The sequence below is a fragment of the Paenibacillus psychroresistens genome, from assembly GCF_009728935.1.
Classification (GTDB): Bacteria; Bacillota; Bacilli; order Paenibacillales; family NBRC-103111; genus Paenibacillus_AC; species Paenibacillus_AC psychroresistens.
Window position 1 is genome coordinate 1,715,567 of record NZ_CP034235.1, and the last position, 14,574, is coordinate 1,730,140.

The 14,574-nt window shown below is 40.2% G+C and carries 17 protein-coding genes and 1 pseudogene; 7 read left to right on the forward strand and 11 right to left on the reverse strand.

Annotation, left to right across the window (positions count from 1 at the left end; all coding sequences use genetic code 11):
* Positions 1–6 precede the first annotated feature (6 nt).
* A complete protein-coding gene (yunB, locus tag EHS13_RS07770) occupies positions 7–780 on the forward strand; it encodes a sporulation protein YunB (RefSeq protein ID WP_155699786.1) in 774 nt (257 codons plus the stop codon).
* Between the two features lie 52 nt (positions 781–832).
* Complete coding sequence (gene larC / locus EHS13_RS07775) at positions 833–1,318, forward strand: nickel pincer cofactor biosynthesis protein LarC2 (RefSeq protein ID WP_155699787.1); 486 nt, start codon at positions 833–835, stop codon at positions 1,316–1,318.
* A gap of 408 nt (positions 1,319–1,726) precedes the next feature.
* Here the strand turns inward: larC and EHS13_RS07780 are convergent, their stop codons facing one another.
* The 3 genes from EHS13_RS07780 to larB all read right to left on the reverse strand — a co-directional run bounded on the left by EHS13_RS07780 (position 1,727) and on the right by larB (position 4,395).
* Positions 1,727–2,374 carry a transcriptional regulator gene (locus EHS13_RS07780; protein ID WP_155699788.1) on the reverse strand — a complete coding sequence of 216 codons (648 nt, stop codon included), beginning with the start codon at positions 2,372–2,374 and terminating at the stop codon, positions 1,727–1,729.
* Positions 2,375–2,513: 139 nt separating this feature from the next.
* Entirely contained in the window at positions 2,514–3,587 is a 1,074-nt protein-coding gene (locus tag EHS13_RS07785; protein ID WP_155699789.1) for a nickel pincer cofactor biosynthesis protein LarC, read from the reverse strand.
* A 4-nt stretch (positions 3,588–3,591) separates the two neighbouring features.
* Entirely contained in the window at positions 3,592–4,395 is an 804-nt protein-coding gene (gene larB, locus EHS13_RS07790; RefSeq protein ID WP_405083553.1) for a nickel pincer cofactor biosynthesis protein LarB, read from the reverse strand.
* Between the two features lie 141 nt (positions 4,396–4,536).
* Here larB and EHS13_RS07795 point away from each other — a divergent pair, with 141 nt between their 5' ends.
* Positions 4,537–4,836: a YutD family protein gene (locus EHS13_RS07795; RefSeq protein ID WP_155699790.1), complete on the forward strand. Its 300-nt coding sequence runs from the start codon at positions 4,537–4,539 to the stop codon at positions 4,834–4,836.
* 33 nt (positions 4,837–4,869) lie between these two features.
* Here the strand turns inward: EHS13_RS07795 and EHS13_RS07800 are convergent, their stop codons facing one another.
* Together EHS13_RS07800 and ylbJ are read right to left on the reverse strand one after the other, a co-directional pair.
* Positions 4,870–5,682: an NAD kinase gene (locus EHS13_RS07800; protein ID WP_155705265.1), complete on the reverse strand. Its 813-nt coding sequence runs from the start codon at positions 5,680–5,682 to the stop codon at positions 4,870–4,872.
* A 27-nt stretch (positions 5,683–5,709) separates the two neighbouring features.
* Entirely contained in the window at positions 5,710–6,936 is a 1,227-nt protein-coding gene (gene ylbJ / locus EHS13_RS07805; RefSeq protein WP_227013834.1) for a sporulation integral membrane protein YlbJ, read from the reverse strand.
* A 206-nt stretch (positions 6,937–7,142) separates the two neighbouring features.
* Between ylbJ and EHS13_RS07810 the strand changes: the two genes are divergently transcribed.
* A complete protein-coding gene (locus tag EHS13_RS07810) occupies positions 7,143–7,550 on the forward strand; it encodes a globin domain-containing protein (protein WP_155699791.1) in 408 nt (135 codons plus the stop codon).
* Entirely contained in the window at positions 7,534–8,247 is a 714-nt protein-coding gene (locus EHS13_RS07815; RefSeq protein ID WP_227014002.1) for a DUF2225 domain-containing protein, read from the forward strand. Before EHS13_RS07810 ends, EHS13_RS07815 begins: the two co-directional genes overlap by 17 nt.
* A 12-nt stretch (positions 8,248–8,259) precedes the next feature.
* Here the strand turns inward: EHS13_RS07815 and EHS13_RS07820 are convergent, their stop codons facing one another.
* The gene (locus EHS13_RS07820) at positions 8,260–8,496 is read right to left on the reverse strand and encodes a hypothetical protein (protein WP_155699793.1); all 237 of its coding nucleotides are present in this window, start codon (positions 8,494–8,496) and stop codon (positions 8,260–8,262) included.
* Complete coding sequence (locus EHS13_RS07825; RefSeq protein ID WP_155699794.1) at positions 8,493–8,648, reverse strand: YycC family protein; 156 nt, start codon at positions 8,646–8,648, stop codon at positions 8,493–8,495. Before EHS13_RS07825 ends, EHS13_RS07820 begins: the two co-directional genes overlap by 4 nt.
* A 123-nt stretch (positions 8,649–8,771) precedes the next feature.
* On the opposite strand from EHS13_RS07825, the gene EHS13_RS07830 reads away from it, so the two are divergent.
* Positions 8,772–10,568, forward strand: coding sequence for a M3 family oligoendopeptidase (locus EHS13_RS07830; protein ID WP_155699795.1), 1,797 nt, complete (start codon positions 8,772–8,774; stop codon positions 10,566–10,568).
* A gap of 77 nt (positions 10,569–10,645) precedes the next feature.
* Here the strand turns inward: EHS13_RS07830 and EHS13_RS07835 are convergent, their stop codons facing one another.
* The 4 genes and pseudogenes from EHS13_RS07835 to EHS13_RS37145 all read right to left on the reverse strand — a co-directional run.
* Positions 10,646–11,896: a methyl-accepting chemotaxis protein gene (locus EHS13_RS07835; protein ID WP_155699796.1), complete on the reverse strand. Its 1,251-nt coding sequence runs from the start codon at positions 11,894–11,896 to the stop codon at positions 10,646–10,648.
* Between the two features lie 126 nt (positions 11,897–12,022).
* The gene (locus EHS13_RS07840) at positions 12,023–12,394 is read right to left on the reverse strand and encodes a hypothetical protein (RefSeq protein WP_155699797.1); all 372 of its coding nucleotides are present in this window, start codon (positions 12,392–12,394) and stop codon (positions 12,023–12,025) included.
* A 38-nt stretch (positions 12,395–12,432) separates the two neighbouring features.
* Positions 12,433–12,822: a hypothetical protein gene (locus EHS13_RS07845; RefSeq protein ID WP_227013835.1), complete on the reverse strand. Its 390-nt coding sequence runs from the start codon at positions 12,820–12,822 to the stop codon at positions 12,433–12,435.
* A gap of 108 nt (positions 12,823–12,930) precedes the next feature.
* Positions 12,931–13,050, reverse strand: a pseudogene (locus tag EHS13_RS37145) (excalibur calcium-binding domain-containing protein); the annotation flags it as partial.
* Positions 13,051–13,593: 543 nt separating this feature from the next.
* Here EHS13_RS37145 and EHS13_RS07855 point away from each other — a divergent pair.
* Positions 13,594–14,403 carry a hypothetical protein gene (locus EHS13_RS07855; protein ID WP_155699799.1) on the forward strand — a complete coding sequence of 270 codons (810 nt, stop codon included), beginning with the start codon at positions 13,594–13,596 and terminating at the stop codon, positions 14,401–14,403.
* Positions 14,404–14,574: the final 171 nt, after the last annotated feature.

Here is a 14,574-nt window from a genome sequence, read left to right on the forward strand (position 1 = left end):
ACGGCAATGGCTCGTAGAAGATGGCACAGTAGAGGAACACGCACGATTAGTCGTAAAAAGCTCATTTTCTTTTTCTTTTTGATCGTGATGTTGTTTTCCTTACAAGCTTTTATTTTTATTGAGCGTAATTTAAAAGACCCCTTAATGAACCTCGCCAAAATTCGTGTTAAACAAATAGCTACACAATCGATTAATAAAGGAATTTCTGATCAAATCTCGCATGGAACTAACTTTGAAAAGCTGATTGACTGGAAAATGGATAAAAACGATAAGATTTCGGGATTCATGCTGAACTATGCCGAACATATGAAAATCACTTCCAGTACCATTGATACCGTGCAAAAGCTGTTGGATAATCTAAAAAGCTCGAAGGAGCATATTCCACTTGGTCAAGCGATGAATAGCGTGATTTTGGCGTCTTTTGGACCTGATATTCCTGTCAGGCTTGTTCCAGCGGGTGCAGTTAAAGTGGATTTGAATACGCGTGTGCAGAATGCGGGCATCAATATGATTCTGGTTGAGGTTTTTATTCACATTACAGCTGAGGTAACGATTATTATTCCGTTTGATTCGGATCCCGAGATCGTAGAGACGGAAATTCCGATCTCTTATGTGCTTGTAGTTGGCGATACTCCGATGTATTATGTAGATGGAAAGGGTAATCCAGTCGGTAATTCTGGAGCGCTGCCTCCGGGCATCAACTTACCTAATTTGAAAATGGCCCCAACTGCAGAAAGTTCTATACAAGCGCCGTCGCTGCAAGTCGAGGATATTGAATAGACATAGTAGAAAAATAAATTAAAAGATACCTTTAGTAAGGTGAGGCCCAAAGATGACATTCGATCACGCGGACGAACACTTGGATGATCAAATGATTATGATCCAAGCGAATATTGATGACATGAATCCAGAGCATTGTACTTATGTAATGGATTTATTATTTGAGCAAGGTGCAAACGACGTAATCTGGATTCCGATTATCATGAAAAAAGGCCGACCAGGCTTGCAGCTGCAGGTGCTGACAGATCATGCTTTGTTGGAGAAGCTAGAAACGATTATATTCCGTGAGACAACGACACTGGGGCTGCGTTATTTCGCGACTACTGTCCATCGCTTGGCTCGAGCTTTCGTAAAGGTGCAGACTCAATGGGGTGAAATGACAGTCAAAACAGGCTATCATGCTGGTGAGCTAGTTCAATATGCACCGGAGTTTAAAGAATGCGAGCAGGTGGCTAAGCTGCAGCAAATTCCGCTTAAACAAGTCTATGACGAAGTTCGTTTGCAGTTTACTTTGATACATGTACCCAGTGATACTTAAATTGCTTCTTGGCTAGAGCCTCTTATCTCCTTTGGTTGGACTTAAGGGGCTTTTGGTTGTCTTAATTCTTATATAGTTACTGCTCAACCACCCACCTCAAGCACCCCCTCCCATTTACCTAAGCACCTCCCTATTTACCTCATGCTCAGTTGATAAGTAACCAAATTCTTTGTAAGTTTACTTCTCGATCTCGTTGAGGAACGTAGATGTCTTATTTGCTTGGAAAATGGCTTGTTCGGGTAGGGGAGGGAACGTCAGTGCGCTATTCATGTGATAATGAGGGTAATTAGCCTTAAAAAAGCAAAAATGAATAAAATAGCACACTGACGTTCCGTAATATAGTTAAAAGGCAATAAAACGATCAAATAGCGCACTGACGTTCCGATTGAGCTAAATATATTGAATTTCTCATAATCTCACTTGGTAAGTACGGCTTCGTGCTTGACCATTCACAACACAAAGCAGATTCAGTTCGACAAGTTGATGCAAGATAATTCTCGCATATCTTGTACTGATTTTAAGGTGAGAAGAGAGGTCCAGTGGAGTAAATGGACGGAAAATTCTTCGTGCAAAACGCAATGTCTCGCTTTCTAGCCATGATAGTTCAACGGGGACAGGCATTGATGCAAACCTTCCGATAAAAGAGAGAATAAGCTGTTGGCATAGTTTTGGTGATTCTGTGATCGATAGATAGGCAATTGGCATGACTAGCCATCCATCGAGTGCAAGATGGCTATGCCGCATGCAAAGATCCTTGAATCTCCAAGCTTCAATATCCCTTGCATGAGAGCCATAGCCTTGGATCTCAATTGCTCCTTTACTATCTTCAGGTCTGAAGGCAAAATCCAAATAACGATATCCATTTGAAAAGTCACGAACCTCCCATTCAGGATAGAGGCCATTGAAATGACCTACAGCTGGAAACCAGGCAGAACGCAAAAACTCTGTCTCGCCGAATCCAAGCCCTTTCTCTAAACGTTCCTTGCGTCTACCATTTGTTTCTAAATTAACCTGTTTGTGCATGAACTCATCCAAGTGCTGCTCAAATCTCATAATTCTATTCCCTCCATTTTGTCCAATAAAAAAGCCGCTCTACTCCTGATGTAACCAGAAATATACTGGTACAACATAGAGTAGAGCGGCGAATTCTTTTCGACCGATTTTAGCTAGATTATAACGTGGAATACATTTCTGGCTAGTGCTTAATTGGTGCTTGCTGGACAGATTTTGTCTCATCGTGTTTGTGTGGGTGTGTATGTTTTTCAACACTTGGAGTATGTGTATGCTCATGATTATGATTGTGTTTATCATCGTGACTATGCTCATGTGTATGTTCATGATTATGATCATGCTTATGCTCGTGCGAATGACCATGCTCGTGTTCATGAGTATGCCCATGCTCATGCGAATGCTCATGAGTGTGTTCATGTTTATGCTCATGAGTATGCTCATCATTGTGCGGATGATGGTGGTGCTCATGATGCTGATGATCATGAGCTTGAATGAGCTCGGGCTGAACCTGCCAATCCACAGCATTAGCTTCTGTATTCCCAATGACAACCCGAAGTACATTGGGTTGGTTTGGTAAATCTCGCGTGCCTGCTCCGTATCCAATTGATTCGATAATCATAGGAGGTAGGCTGGCTGAAAAATGATCTACTGTACCAGAGATTATTCCAGCTCCCGTAGGTGTTGTCATTTCTAGCTTGTACGGGGTTTGTGCAATGGGTAAGCCGCGCATCATTTCCAAAGTAGCAGGAGCGGGTACAGGATAGATTCCGTGATCGCAATTTACTGTGCCTGATCCTAATGGAACTGGTGACGATAGAATGCGATCAACGGCTAATGAATCAATCGCAAGAGCTACTCCGATAACGTCAACAATCGAATCAATAGCTCCAACCTCATGGAAATGTACTTTCTCCACAGGAATACCATGTATCTTCGCTTCAGCAATCGCGATTTTCTCAAAAATAGCAAGGCTCAGCGCTGTAGCGCGTGGACTAAAGCCAGCACCAACAATCGCTTCAACAATTTCTGAGTAATGGCGGTGATGCTGTGGCATAACGTTGGGGTCAAGGATGACATCCATTTTCATCGCAGAAATACCGCGTTTGTTGACTCTTTTCCAGCTTAGTGAAAAAGGCTCGATTTTTATTTTGGCAAGCTCCGTTTCAATATAACTTACGTCTGCACCAGCATCTACAAGTGCCGCTAAAGACATATCGCCGCTGATGCCTGAAAAACAATCAAAGTAAAGGATTCTCATGGATTCACAACCTTTTTTCAGTGTTCTGATGGATTAATGCTGCATTATAGCCTGCGCCAAAGCCGTTATCGATATTTACGACAGATACGCCAGGCGAGCAAGAGTTAAGCATAGCAAGCAGAGCAGCCATCCCATTGAAGCTTGCACCATAACCGATGCTAGTGGGGACAGCAATAATAGGTTTGGCAACTAATCCGCCAACTACACTAGCTAATGCGCCTTCCATGCCTGCTACAACAACGATTACGTTCGCACCGCGAATGATAGGAAGCCGATTGAACAAGCGATGAATCCCTGCGACACCTACATCATAAATTCTTTCAACATGGCTGCCCATGCATTCTGCAGTTATAGCGGCCTCTTCAGCAACGGGTAAATCAGAGGTGCCTGCACATAATACAGCAATATAACCTTCATATACGTGTAAAATAGGCTTTCTAAACCAGGTTATCACTCGGGCTGTAGGGTGATAGGTTACGCTCGGAATTGCCGCAACAATAACTTCTGCCTTTTGGGCATCTATTCTTGTAGCCTGAACACGATCGGTATGCTGCATAAGTTTATTTATTATGGCAATGATTTGCTCGACCGTCTTACTCTCCCCATAAATAACCTCAGGAAAGCCTGTCCGCTTTTCACGTTCAAGGTCAAGATTGGCAAAACCTAAATCACCTGCGGATTCATTCGATCTGGTTAAATGATCCTTCAGTTGGTTTTGTGCTGCTTGTATATCTAGCTCTCCAGCTTGTACTTGTTTTAAAATTTGCTCGATTTCCATCATTGCAGGTTGATCACCTGACCTTTCCATATGTCATCTACAGCTTCAGTGTATCATATTTATTTGCAAATTTCAGGCAGTATGGTATAGGAGTGGAATCTTGTCTCATTCATGATATAATATAGTCTATGTAAACGCAGCATATGCTTTTTCCATAGGGGGGAGAACACAATGTATTTTATCGGTGGGAATAATTATGAGCTTGTACATGATAATAAGAATGGCTGGAATGTAGAGGTATTCAAGGAGCGCTACAGTGAAGTGCTTGAAAGATATGATTATATCGTCGGCGACTGGGGTTATAACCAGCTTCGACTTCGTGGTTTTTTTAAAGATAACAACGCCAAGGGCAGCAAAGAGTTCTCGATTGCAAACTTTCAGGATTATTTAAGTGAGTATTGTAATTTTGGCTGCGCGTACTTTGTGATTGAGAAGACAGGCGAAAAAAACCCGCTGGACCAGCAGGTCTAATCACTAACAGTTCTTATAAATAAAAGTGATATTCTACTTCACATCAAATCCGATAAATGCTTCACGGACACGACTCCAAAAAGGGAAGGGCCGAAATCGGGAGAAATTTATTTTCTGATCGGCAACTCTGCATCTTATCGAGATAAGGTCGTTGAGCTGCATACTAAGATGATCCAAGGAAAGCAATAAGCGTTTGTCCGACTGTGGGTATATGTCACAATGGTGATGCTTCGGTAAAACCATGGATGAGCCAAGTGTTCGGTATACCCGATTGTTTAGAGAGGCAATTTCTGCTATTTGTATAGATTCAACAGAAGGATGAATAATTGCGCCGCCTAAGCTCTTGTTATAGGCTGTACTTCCCGAAGGCGTCGAAATACATATACCATCTCCACGAAACATTTCAAACATCTCGTCATTAATGTTTATTTGAGCGACTAAGGTACCGTCAATTCCTTTTAAAGTGAATTCATTTACGGCTAAATGAGTTTCAATGCCAGCTTCTGTTGTAATTTGAATTTCGACTAATGGATACTGCACCGTTCGCAGTTCATTTTCTTGCGATGCTGTATTCATTAATTCCGCCAAATGCTCAATCTCATCAGGCTTCCAATCCGCAAAAAATCCAAGTCTTCCCGTATGTATTCCAACATAGGCGACCTTCTCACCTAAGTCCGGCTCAAAGCGATGGAAAGCTTGCAAAAAAGTGCCATCTCCGCCAATGGATAAAACCACTTCGGGAAATTGTTCATCCAGAACCATATTATATCTTGAAGCCAGTTTATGAAATTGTACAGCAAGCTCCTGAGAAATCTCGTCTCCACGATCAACAACACAATACTTCAATATCAATCCGAAAGCCCCCATTTAGCCTTATTTCAATTCCCGTGATGCAGTTATCCTTTTATCATAATCAATAATGATCAATAAAACAATAAGTCCACCCAGAATTGCAAGTGGCAGTATCGATTCATAATTCACCAACATCCTCCAAGGCTGATAATTATAATTAGAAAAGGCAGGGGCTGCTGCTCCTTCTATCGGCTTCAATGGTTTCCAGATCAAGAAAACAAGACAAGCAGCTAGCACGCCATGAATTAAACGAGCAATTGCAAAAGTTATATAACGAATATTCGTCCGATGTAGAATGCTTACAACCTGTGCATGTACAGATAATCCACCCCATGACAGAATAAATGTAGCCGCAGCGACTTTATAAACGAGGGGGACAGCCTCACTAGCTTGTCCGGCTGACTTTGCTCCCAAAGTTACTTCAAAAAAGCCATTAATCAGAGAAGTGGATAACGCAGGTGGAATTTGAATGACTTGCAGTAGAAAACGCAGACAAGTGGTCAGCAGCTCCATGACTGGACCTAAGCTCAAATAAGCAATAATAACAGAAAAGAAAACAACTAAGCCACCGATGACAAACACTAGTTCTATAGAGGAACGAATAGCTTGCTGCAGCAAAAGTCCGATGGGGCGTGCATCTTTTAGACGAGCTATGTGCATGGCATTGAAAGAACGCACGAGTAGGGAACCCTTTTTGGCAGGAAGATCATTTGTAGCTGGAGTAAGCTTTTTAGTCCCGTGAAAACGCATCAGAAAGCCTAGTGCTAATGCTGCTCCATAATGAGCAATTGCTATGATCACGGCCAACCTCACATCATGAAAAAAACCTATAGAGACGGCTCCAATTAGAAAAATGGGATCAGATGAGGTTGTAAAAGCTACCAATCGTTCCCCTTCATCACGGTTCAACAAGCCTTGCTCCGATAACTGAGAGGTTAGCCGTGCACCAACTGGATATCCAGAGGCAAAACCCATAGCGACAACAAAACCGCCAATACCGGGAATACGGAATAACGGTCGCATCAGCGGGTCAAGCAAGGTTCCTAGAAAGTGGACGATGCCAAAGCCAAGCAGCATTTCGGATATGACGAGAAACGGGAACAAAGCAGGGAACAAGATATCCCACCAAATCGTGATGCCTTGAATGGCCGCTATAAATCCGGGTTCTGGATATCGAATTAACATATATAGACATAAAAGTGCTGATGCCGCTATCAGCTCCAGCATACCAAATCTAAAAGCTCGCATATAAACCACCTAACTGTAAGCAAGTTTAAATTATAAAGGTATGAGTTTTTCGCTTATACAGAGCTTTATAATTCCAGACAAACGCACCGCTTAAGACGGAGAAGCCGTTTATCTATGTGATTACCCTATGTTGGACAAAAGACGAATATGACTAAGCCTCTTGGATTATGGTACAATAGGAGCAACTTAGGATTGAAGGAGTATATATGAAAGAGTCAAATGCAATAACCATATATGATAGAATTGGTGGAGAAGCGGCTTTAAAGCAGTTAGTGGTAAGCTTTTATGCAAAAGTTCAAAAACAACCGCTAATAGCTCCGCTATTTCCTGAAAATATTGAGCCAGTAAGTGATAAGCAATTCTTATTTTTAAGTCAGTTTTTTGGAGGTCCATCGCTTTATTCAGATCTATACGGACATCCGATGATGCGTGCAAGACATATGCCTTTTCCGATAACATCAGAACATGCAGATGCCTGGTTAAAGTGTATGAGCGAAGCCCTCGCTGAAATAAATATAGATGAGTTTCTACAAGCAGCCATTCTCGAAAGACTCAAAGGGACGGCATATCATTTTATAAATACTCCAAATGGAAAGGATGTTACCCTTGGTTGAACCATTATTCTCGGTTAAAGTAAAATGTGTTTATTGTGAAATTGAATTTAATACATCTCGTGTTCGTCCCAGCTTTAAAAAAACAACCAAAACCGATACGGATTTCGGTATCCATTACAAAGATGTAAATCCAGAATATTATGTAGTTAGGGTATGTCCGTTTTGCGGTCTTGCTACTACAGAGAATTTTGTGGAAAGCATCACTAGGGCTCAGAGAAGCGCGTTCGAAGATAAAGTTAAGGTTAATTGGAGTATGAAGGATTATTCCGGTGAGCGCTCCTGGGATGAAGCGATGCAATGCTACAAGCTTGCTTTAGTATGTGCACAGATTAAGGGTGAGAAAGATCGGATTATTGCGGGGATTCTTCATCATATTGCTTGGTTGTATCGGGAGAAGGAAAATGCAGAGCAAGAAATAAGGTTTCTTCGTTTCGCTTTGAATGCCTACATAGAAGTGTATGAAACCGAAGGAGTCAGCCTTAATAATGCCAAGCTGATGTTCCTAATTGGAGAGCTTCATCGTAGATTAGGCGAATTTAACGAGGCTGTTAAATGGTTTGCGAGAGTAGTCAATGACAAAAGAATTATGGATGCAGCCATGATTAAAGCATCTCGCGATCAATGGGCAACAACAAGAGAAGATATGATCGCCGCCAAGATGGAAATGCCAGAGGATGGTATTATCGAGAAAAAGTAATCCATGAATGGATTACTTTTTTCTAAGTGGTTGGTCGGCAAGCAGATAGTCCAGATCAACATCTATGAGCGTAGTTTTATTATTGCAGCATGGGAAAACTAGTAATTTTTTGCGTCCCTCATGAATAAAATGTAACTCTTGCTTGCGTAAAGGAATAAGTACATTCTCGGCTGAGCAATAAGGGCATTGAGATACATAGACATCGTTCAGTACGGTTTCATAAGGCCAAGTATTACGGAAGGGGATCATTTATCAGACTCCGTAGATTCCTTGGTCTTAGCCAATTCTGCAAGCTTCTGCATAAGGATATGTTGGGGCATATGCATTAAATTCTCAATTGGAATTTTGAGCTGTTCGGATAATTTAATTGCGGTTTCTGCCGAAATCGGTAATGGTTTCATAAGAATCTGCTCCTTCGATTTTTAGTATGAAACGGATATTTTAAGGATTGTCTTGGTTAGGCTTGACTTCATTTAACCATACTTAACGTAAGAATTCAAAATAAACTAATGAGGTGAGATTCGTTGCAAACGCCTATTAAACAAACCTGGGATTTAGAAGTGATTTTTCCAGGCGGGAGTCAATCTCCCCAATTTTCAGAGTTTCTTTCATTAATGGAACAAGAAACAATAAAGTTTATAGAGCAAGTTAAACAGGTTAAATCGCCTGCAACATTGGAAGAGGCTTCACGTTTACTTCCGTTGATCACAATTTTACAAGCTAATATGCTGCGGTTTCGTGAAGCGGATTCCTTCACTAGTTGTTTAATGGCTGGTAACGTAGCAGACAAAAAGGCTGTGCAGCTTAATGGTAGAGTGAAATCCAGCTACGCTGATTTTTTATCAGCATTAACGCTTTTTGATGAGCTGCTTCGTGGTATTTCAGATGAGATCTGGCAGTCTTTATTGAATTCGGACTTATTGCAAGGGATTGGATTTGTCCTAGATGAACGGAGATCCTTAGCCCAACAAAAGCTGCCACCCGAGCAAGAATCATTAATTAATGATTTAGCTGTTGATGGCTATCATGGTTGGGGTGATCTATACAATACTACGGTGGGGCGGATTCGTATCCCCTATGAAGAAAACGGTAAGGTTTTGCAATTATCTGCTGGGCAAGCATTCAATAAGTTATCAAATCCTGATCGAACGATACGTCAAAGCTTATTCCAGCAATGGGAGTCCACTTGGGCAGATCAAGCTGATTTTTGTGCAGATGCTTTAAACCATATAGCAGGTTTTAGACTTCAGTTGTATAAACGTAGAGGCTGGGATTCTGTACACCAAGAGCCACTGGCGATTAATCGAATGTCTGCAGAAACCTTGGGTGTCATGTGGGAAGTTATCGAACAGAATAAAGCGATTTTTGTAACCTACTTACAGCGGAAAGCTAAGCTGCTTGGCTTGGAGAAATTAGCTTGGTCAGATGTGGAAGCACCACTAGGGCAGGTTAATAAAGTTTATAGCTACGAAGAAGGGGCACAGCTCATTTCGGAGCAATTCCGCCGCTTTAGTCCGCTAATGGCAGACTTTGCTGAAGAAGCCTTTGATGCTGGATGGATTGAGGTTGAGGATCGATCAGGTAAGAGACCTGGCGGCTTCTGTACTTCATTCCCAATCAGCGAACAGACTCGCATATTCATGACTTATGCAGGAACCGCTTCTAATGTTTCGACATTAGCCCATGAGTTAGGGCATGCCTATCATCAGCATGTGATGAATGATTTACCAGGCTTAACTCAGGATTACGCAATGAATGTTGCAGAAACTGCCTCAACCTTTGCGGAAATGATAGTTAGTGATGCTGCTGTGAAGCAAGCAACAGATCCTGTGGAAAAATTGGCTTTGCTCGAGGATAAAATTCAACGTGCTGTAGCATTTTTTATGAATATTCATGCCCGATTTATCTTTGAAACAAATTTTTATGCGGAACGCAAAAAGGGTCTCGTTAGCATAGAACGGCTTAACGAGCTAATGTCGGAAGCACAAAATCAAGCTTACAACAATGCACTAAGCGATGATCATCCGCATTTCTGGGCCGCAAAATTGCATTTTTATTTAACGGATGTACCATTTTATAATTTCCCATATACCTTTGGTTTTCTATTCAGTGCAGGAATCTATGCAGTTGCACTCCGTGAAGGAGCTGCTTTTGAAGAGCGGTATATCGCTTTACTGCGTGATACGGGGCGGATGACCACGGAGCAGCTAGCAATGAAGCATTTAAACGTTGATCTAACGAAGCCTGAGTTTTGGCAAAGTGCCGTACAAGTTTCCGTTGATGATGTTAAGCAATTTCTTGAGTTAACCGAAGAAGCTTAGTTTTAGTGGGAATATTCAATAGAAAGAGCGACCTGATTATCTCAGGTCGCTCTTTCTGCATTAATGGGTCAATTGAATTAAATTTTAAATACTTGAATGGTCTTTTGTAGTTCGGTTACGATGCCTGTCATATGCTCGGATTGCTGTACCATGGTGTTAACAGCAGAGATTTGCTCGTTCATCGCAGCAGATACCTCTTGTGTTCCAGCGGCTGATTCCTCCGTGATTGCTGAGATGTTCTCCATTGTCGAGGAAATCGTTTGAGCACTCTCTAACATGAAGTCACTTTCTTTAGCAAATCCATAAATTTGTTCAGTAACAAATTGAATGCTGCTGACGAATTCAGCGAATATTTTCTCTGTTTCGGCGATAAGCTTGGTTTGCTGTTGTACGATTTGTTCATTCAAGCCAATATTCTGCAGAGCTTCTTTAATCCCAATATCAATACTTTTTACAAGGTTGAATACTTCTTTTGTTGATGTAGTGGATTCTTCGGCAAGCTTACGAACTTCTTGAGCAACTACCGCAAAACCTCTTCCGTGTTCTCCTGCACGTGCAGCTTCAATCGATGCATTAAGCGAAAGTAAATTAGTTTGCTCAGCTATTTCTGAGATGCTCTTAGTAATTTGAGAGATGCCATTGGCTTTCTCAGCTAAAGTATCAATGGCTTTGGATACATTGGCAGTTGCTTCGACGTTGCGTTTCATTCCAGCGCCTTGGCTTTCAACCGCTTCTTTACCTTTAACAGATAGAACTGTCATTTGCTCTGATAACTCGTTCATTTTCTTAGTCGAATGTGCATAAGCTGTAATTTTATTTTCTATTTCTTTAATAGCGATGGAAATATTGGATACACCTTCTGTAATTTCATTAGCGCCCGTTGCAAGCTCATGAGTGGATGAAGTTACTTGTAATAGAATGTCTTTAGAATTAAGATTTTTTTGGTAGATATCACGACTTGTTTCTGCTACCTGCTTAGTAATTGAAGTCGTTGTTCCGAGAATTTCACGCAGTTTTTCTTGCATCTTGTTGAATGAATTCGCAAGATCTCCAATTGCATCATTAGAGGTAACTTGTACTTTTTGAGTGAAATCCCCTTTTGAAATACTCATTGCAATACGTGCCATACTGTCAATCGCATCTGTAAGCGCTCTCTCGATAAACTTAATGAAAGGGTAGCTCAAGCCTGCCAGAACCAATACGATTACTACAGTAATGATAATTGGCAACGTGCTCAGCAGTATCAAAAGAATAGAGAAGATGCCGATGAGGGTATAGAAACCTACTAATAACTTCTTGGTGAATGAAAAAGATAAAAACAAATCCATCGAATTTTCTCCTTTTTGATAATATTGGTTAACTATGTAAGATAGAATTTATTATAGCATTATCAGTTCAATTGGTCTATGAAATTAGCGTAATATGGATACAAGTGTCGAATGCAAAATAGTTTATTAATCCTCTTGATTATTTATTGTCGCTAGCTGTCGTTTTTTCTTAATTTTTCTAATTGTTAAAGGAATAGAAACGATGATCATCGTCGATAGAATTATTATTGTTTGACTCGAATTATCCATATTCTCATTGATAGAATTTGCTAAGTAAGTTCCTAAAATAGCTCCAGGGATACAATAAATCACAAACCATAGTACATTATCAATTAAAAAAATGATTCGTAAATCGTATTTTCCAAAAAAGTGATTATATAGAACGGCTAATCCTACGCCAATTCCACCTGAAACCACAGCTACTAAGATATACATCCATTGGTAATGAGGCACATTAATTGAATTGTAAATAGCTATGCCAATCGTAATGAACGTCAATCCTAAGAATTTAATCAATCTAATCACCCTTTTACTAATTATTTAATTTTAAGGATTACCTTTGTATGAGGTAAGAAACTAATTGTAACCTTCTCTCCGATATAAACATCCTTTGAAAGTTCAGTATGATAGCCAATACCATCCATTTTAATATAATAATTGTATCCCCAGCTTTTCCCACTAGTATGTGTAGTTTCATAACTATTAAGTGTTCCGCTGATTACTGCATAATTACCTGTTAGTAGTCTCGGAAGGTCTAGCCAATAAGGTACGACTATATATAATGAAAACGAAGTTAATCCAACAAATATGAGTGAGACAACCAGGTAAGTAAATACGGTTTTTACTATAACATCCTTCTTCTCATTTCGGTTTCTTCTTGGTTTTTTACGATATTTCTTTCGTTGAATTTCATCAACTGTTATCATATAAATTGGAAACAAAGAGATACCCGCTAATGCTGTAAATAAGATAAATATTATCCAAAAAATCAACAATTTAATGCCTCCGTAAAAGTTCAGGTATCTTTATGTCAGCTACTCACATGCCACTCCGTCTTTATCACGATCTAATTTGGTGCTATAGCCAGGGTCACCTCTGTATAATGGATCTTTGCCGGCAGCTCTTACTGCTGTGCAATTTTGATAATAAACACTATCCATTTGAGTCGGTGGAGAGGTTGGTATAAGTGCCGTTTTAGGTGTCGGTTTCGGAGTAGCTTTAGGGGTTGGTTTTGGTGTTGATTTTTTAAGCGCTACAGCAATAGTATTTGTTTTAGTGTTTGTTGAAACGTCATATCCAAGTGAAGCAGCAAAAGAGTTTAGCGGTACATAATTTACGTTATCAATAACCTTTACATCAATTGTAGATGCTTTACCATTGACCATTAGCTTAAGAGTGGGAGCTGCAAGAACGCCTATTGTGATTGAGAATGTAGACAATACTACTAAACCGAATGATATAAGTAACTTCTTTTTCAAATTATTATCGCTCCTAGTTAGCCCCATCGGTTGAGGTATTGGCTGATCAATCTTGGGAGAACCCACAGTATACCAAATTCTGCTAATTCATACACCAACTATTATATTTGTATCCATTAAGCGGGGAGATAAATAAACATGCGTAAATTTTGTATTTTTAACTAATTGTAGTTATTATATGAATAGGATATGAATCATTAATAAAGGGGAGAGTCTGATATGAATATTTCCACTAGTCCAAAAAACGAGTGGATTGCGGGTAGTTCGGAGATCCGAGCAGTTACTGGGTCATCACATCAAACGGATCAGAAGCAAAAGATGGGGAAGCAGGACAAGATAACGATAAGTCCGCAAGCCCATAACCTGTTCAATCAAAATAGCGGGAAGAAAACGATAATGCAACGTTTAATGGAACAAAAACAGAATATTATAGATCGACGAAGTGACTATATTTCAAAAGGCCTAGAAAAAGGGACCAGCCCAGAAGATATGAAATATAGGCTGGAACAGATTGATAAGCAAATCGAAGAGATCGATAAACAAGTCCTAGAATTGCAGCATGAGGAATTACGTAAAGCAACAGGGATGAGTAATGAGGACCAAAAAGAAAAAGGCATTAACAAAGAGATCCAGAGCAACCATTCTACAGATTCTGAACAGGGAGCACCGGTTGTTACATTGAATACAATGAAGGCGCTGATATCTACGAACTATGAAGTGAAACAAGTGAATAGCGTGAAAATGGCGCAATTGACTTTGAATAGAGAATCAAAAGACTGGGCGGGAAGCGATCCTGCGCGATCGGAGAAGCTAAAAACTAAAGCTGAAGAATTGAATGGTAAACTGATCAATATCGTTTCGAGTGCTAATAAAGATCTCACACATGCTATTGAAAAGGGCAAGAATGATAGCAGTCACCATCACGCGAGTGAAAACGAGGACCTCGATATCACTCAACCTGTTAATGTTAACCAAGTTTTAATCGCACAGGAAAAAGATCCAGATGTATTACCTAATGTACAGGAGTAATGGATATATTTGTGAATTGAAAAAAATGTTTTGAGCCCAGGAACTTTCCTGGGCTTATTTATTATTGTATTGTCGTTATGTTAATCCTACATTGTCAGCACTTAACTGATTTACAAGAAAATACGGTTGAGTGAGCCGGAAATATAAAAGTACTCCTATAAATCTGCATTC

Bases quoted from the DNA above. Each gene is read 5' to 3' on its own strand.
- yunB (WP_155699786.1), top strand. From the start codon at position 7: ATGGCTCGTAGAAGATGGCACAGTAGAGGAACACGCACGATTAGTCGT.
- EHS13_RS07820 (WP_155699793.1), bottom strand. From the start codon at position 8,496: ATGATCCCCTTCCGTAATACTTGGCCTTATGAAACCGTACTGAACGAT.
- larC (WP_155699787.1), top strand. From the start codon at position 833: ATGACATTCGATCACGCGGACGAACACTTGGATGATCAAATGATTATG.
- EHS13_RS07835 (WP_155699796.1), bottom strand. From the start codon at position 11,896: ATGGATTTGTTTTTATCTTTTTCATTCACCAAGAAGTTATTAGTAGGT.
- EHS13_RS07855 (WP_155699799.1), top strand. From the start codon at position 13,594: ATGAATATTTCCACTAGTCCAAAAAACGAGTGGATTGCGGGTAGTTCG.
- larB (WP_405083553.1), bottom strand. From the start codon at position 4,395: ATGGAAAGGTCAGGTGATCAACCTGCAATGATGGAAATCGAGCAAATT.
- EHS13_RS07845 (WP_227013835.1), bottom strand. From the start codon at position 12,822: ATGATAACAGTTGATGAAATTCAACGAAAGAAATATCGTAAAAAACCA.
- EHS13_RS07795 (WP_155699790.1), top strand. From the start codon at position 4,537: ATGTATTTTATCGGTGGGAATAATTATGAGCTTGTACATGATAATAAG.
- EHS13_RS07825 (WP_155699794.1), bottom strand. From the start codon at position 8,648: ATGAAACCATTACCGATTTCGGCAGAAACCGCAATTAAATTATCCGAA.
- ylbJ (WP_227013834.1), bottom strand. From the start codon at position 6,936: ATGCGAGCTTTTAGATTTGGTATGCTGGAGCTGATAGCGGCATCAGCA.
- EHS13_RS07810 (WP_155699791.1), top strand. From the start codon at position 7,143: ATGAAAGAGTCAAATGCAATAACCATATATGATAGAATTGGTGGAGAA.
- EHS13_RS07785 (WP_155699789.1), bottom strand. From the start codon at position 3,587: ATGAGAATCCTTTACTTTGATTGTTTTTCAGGCATCAGCGGCGATATG.
- EHS13_RS07815 (WP_227014002.1), top strand. From the start codon at position 7,534: ATGTTACCCTTGGTTGAACCATTATTCTCGGTTAAAGTAAAATGTGTT.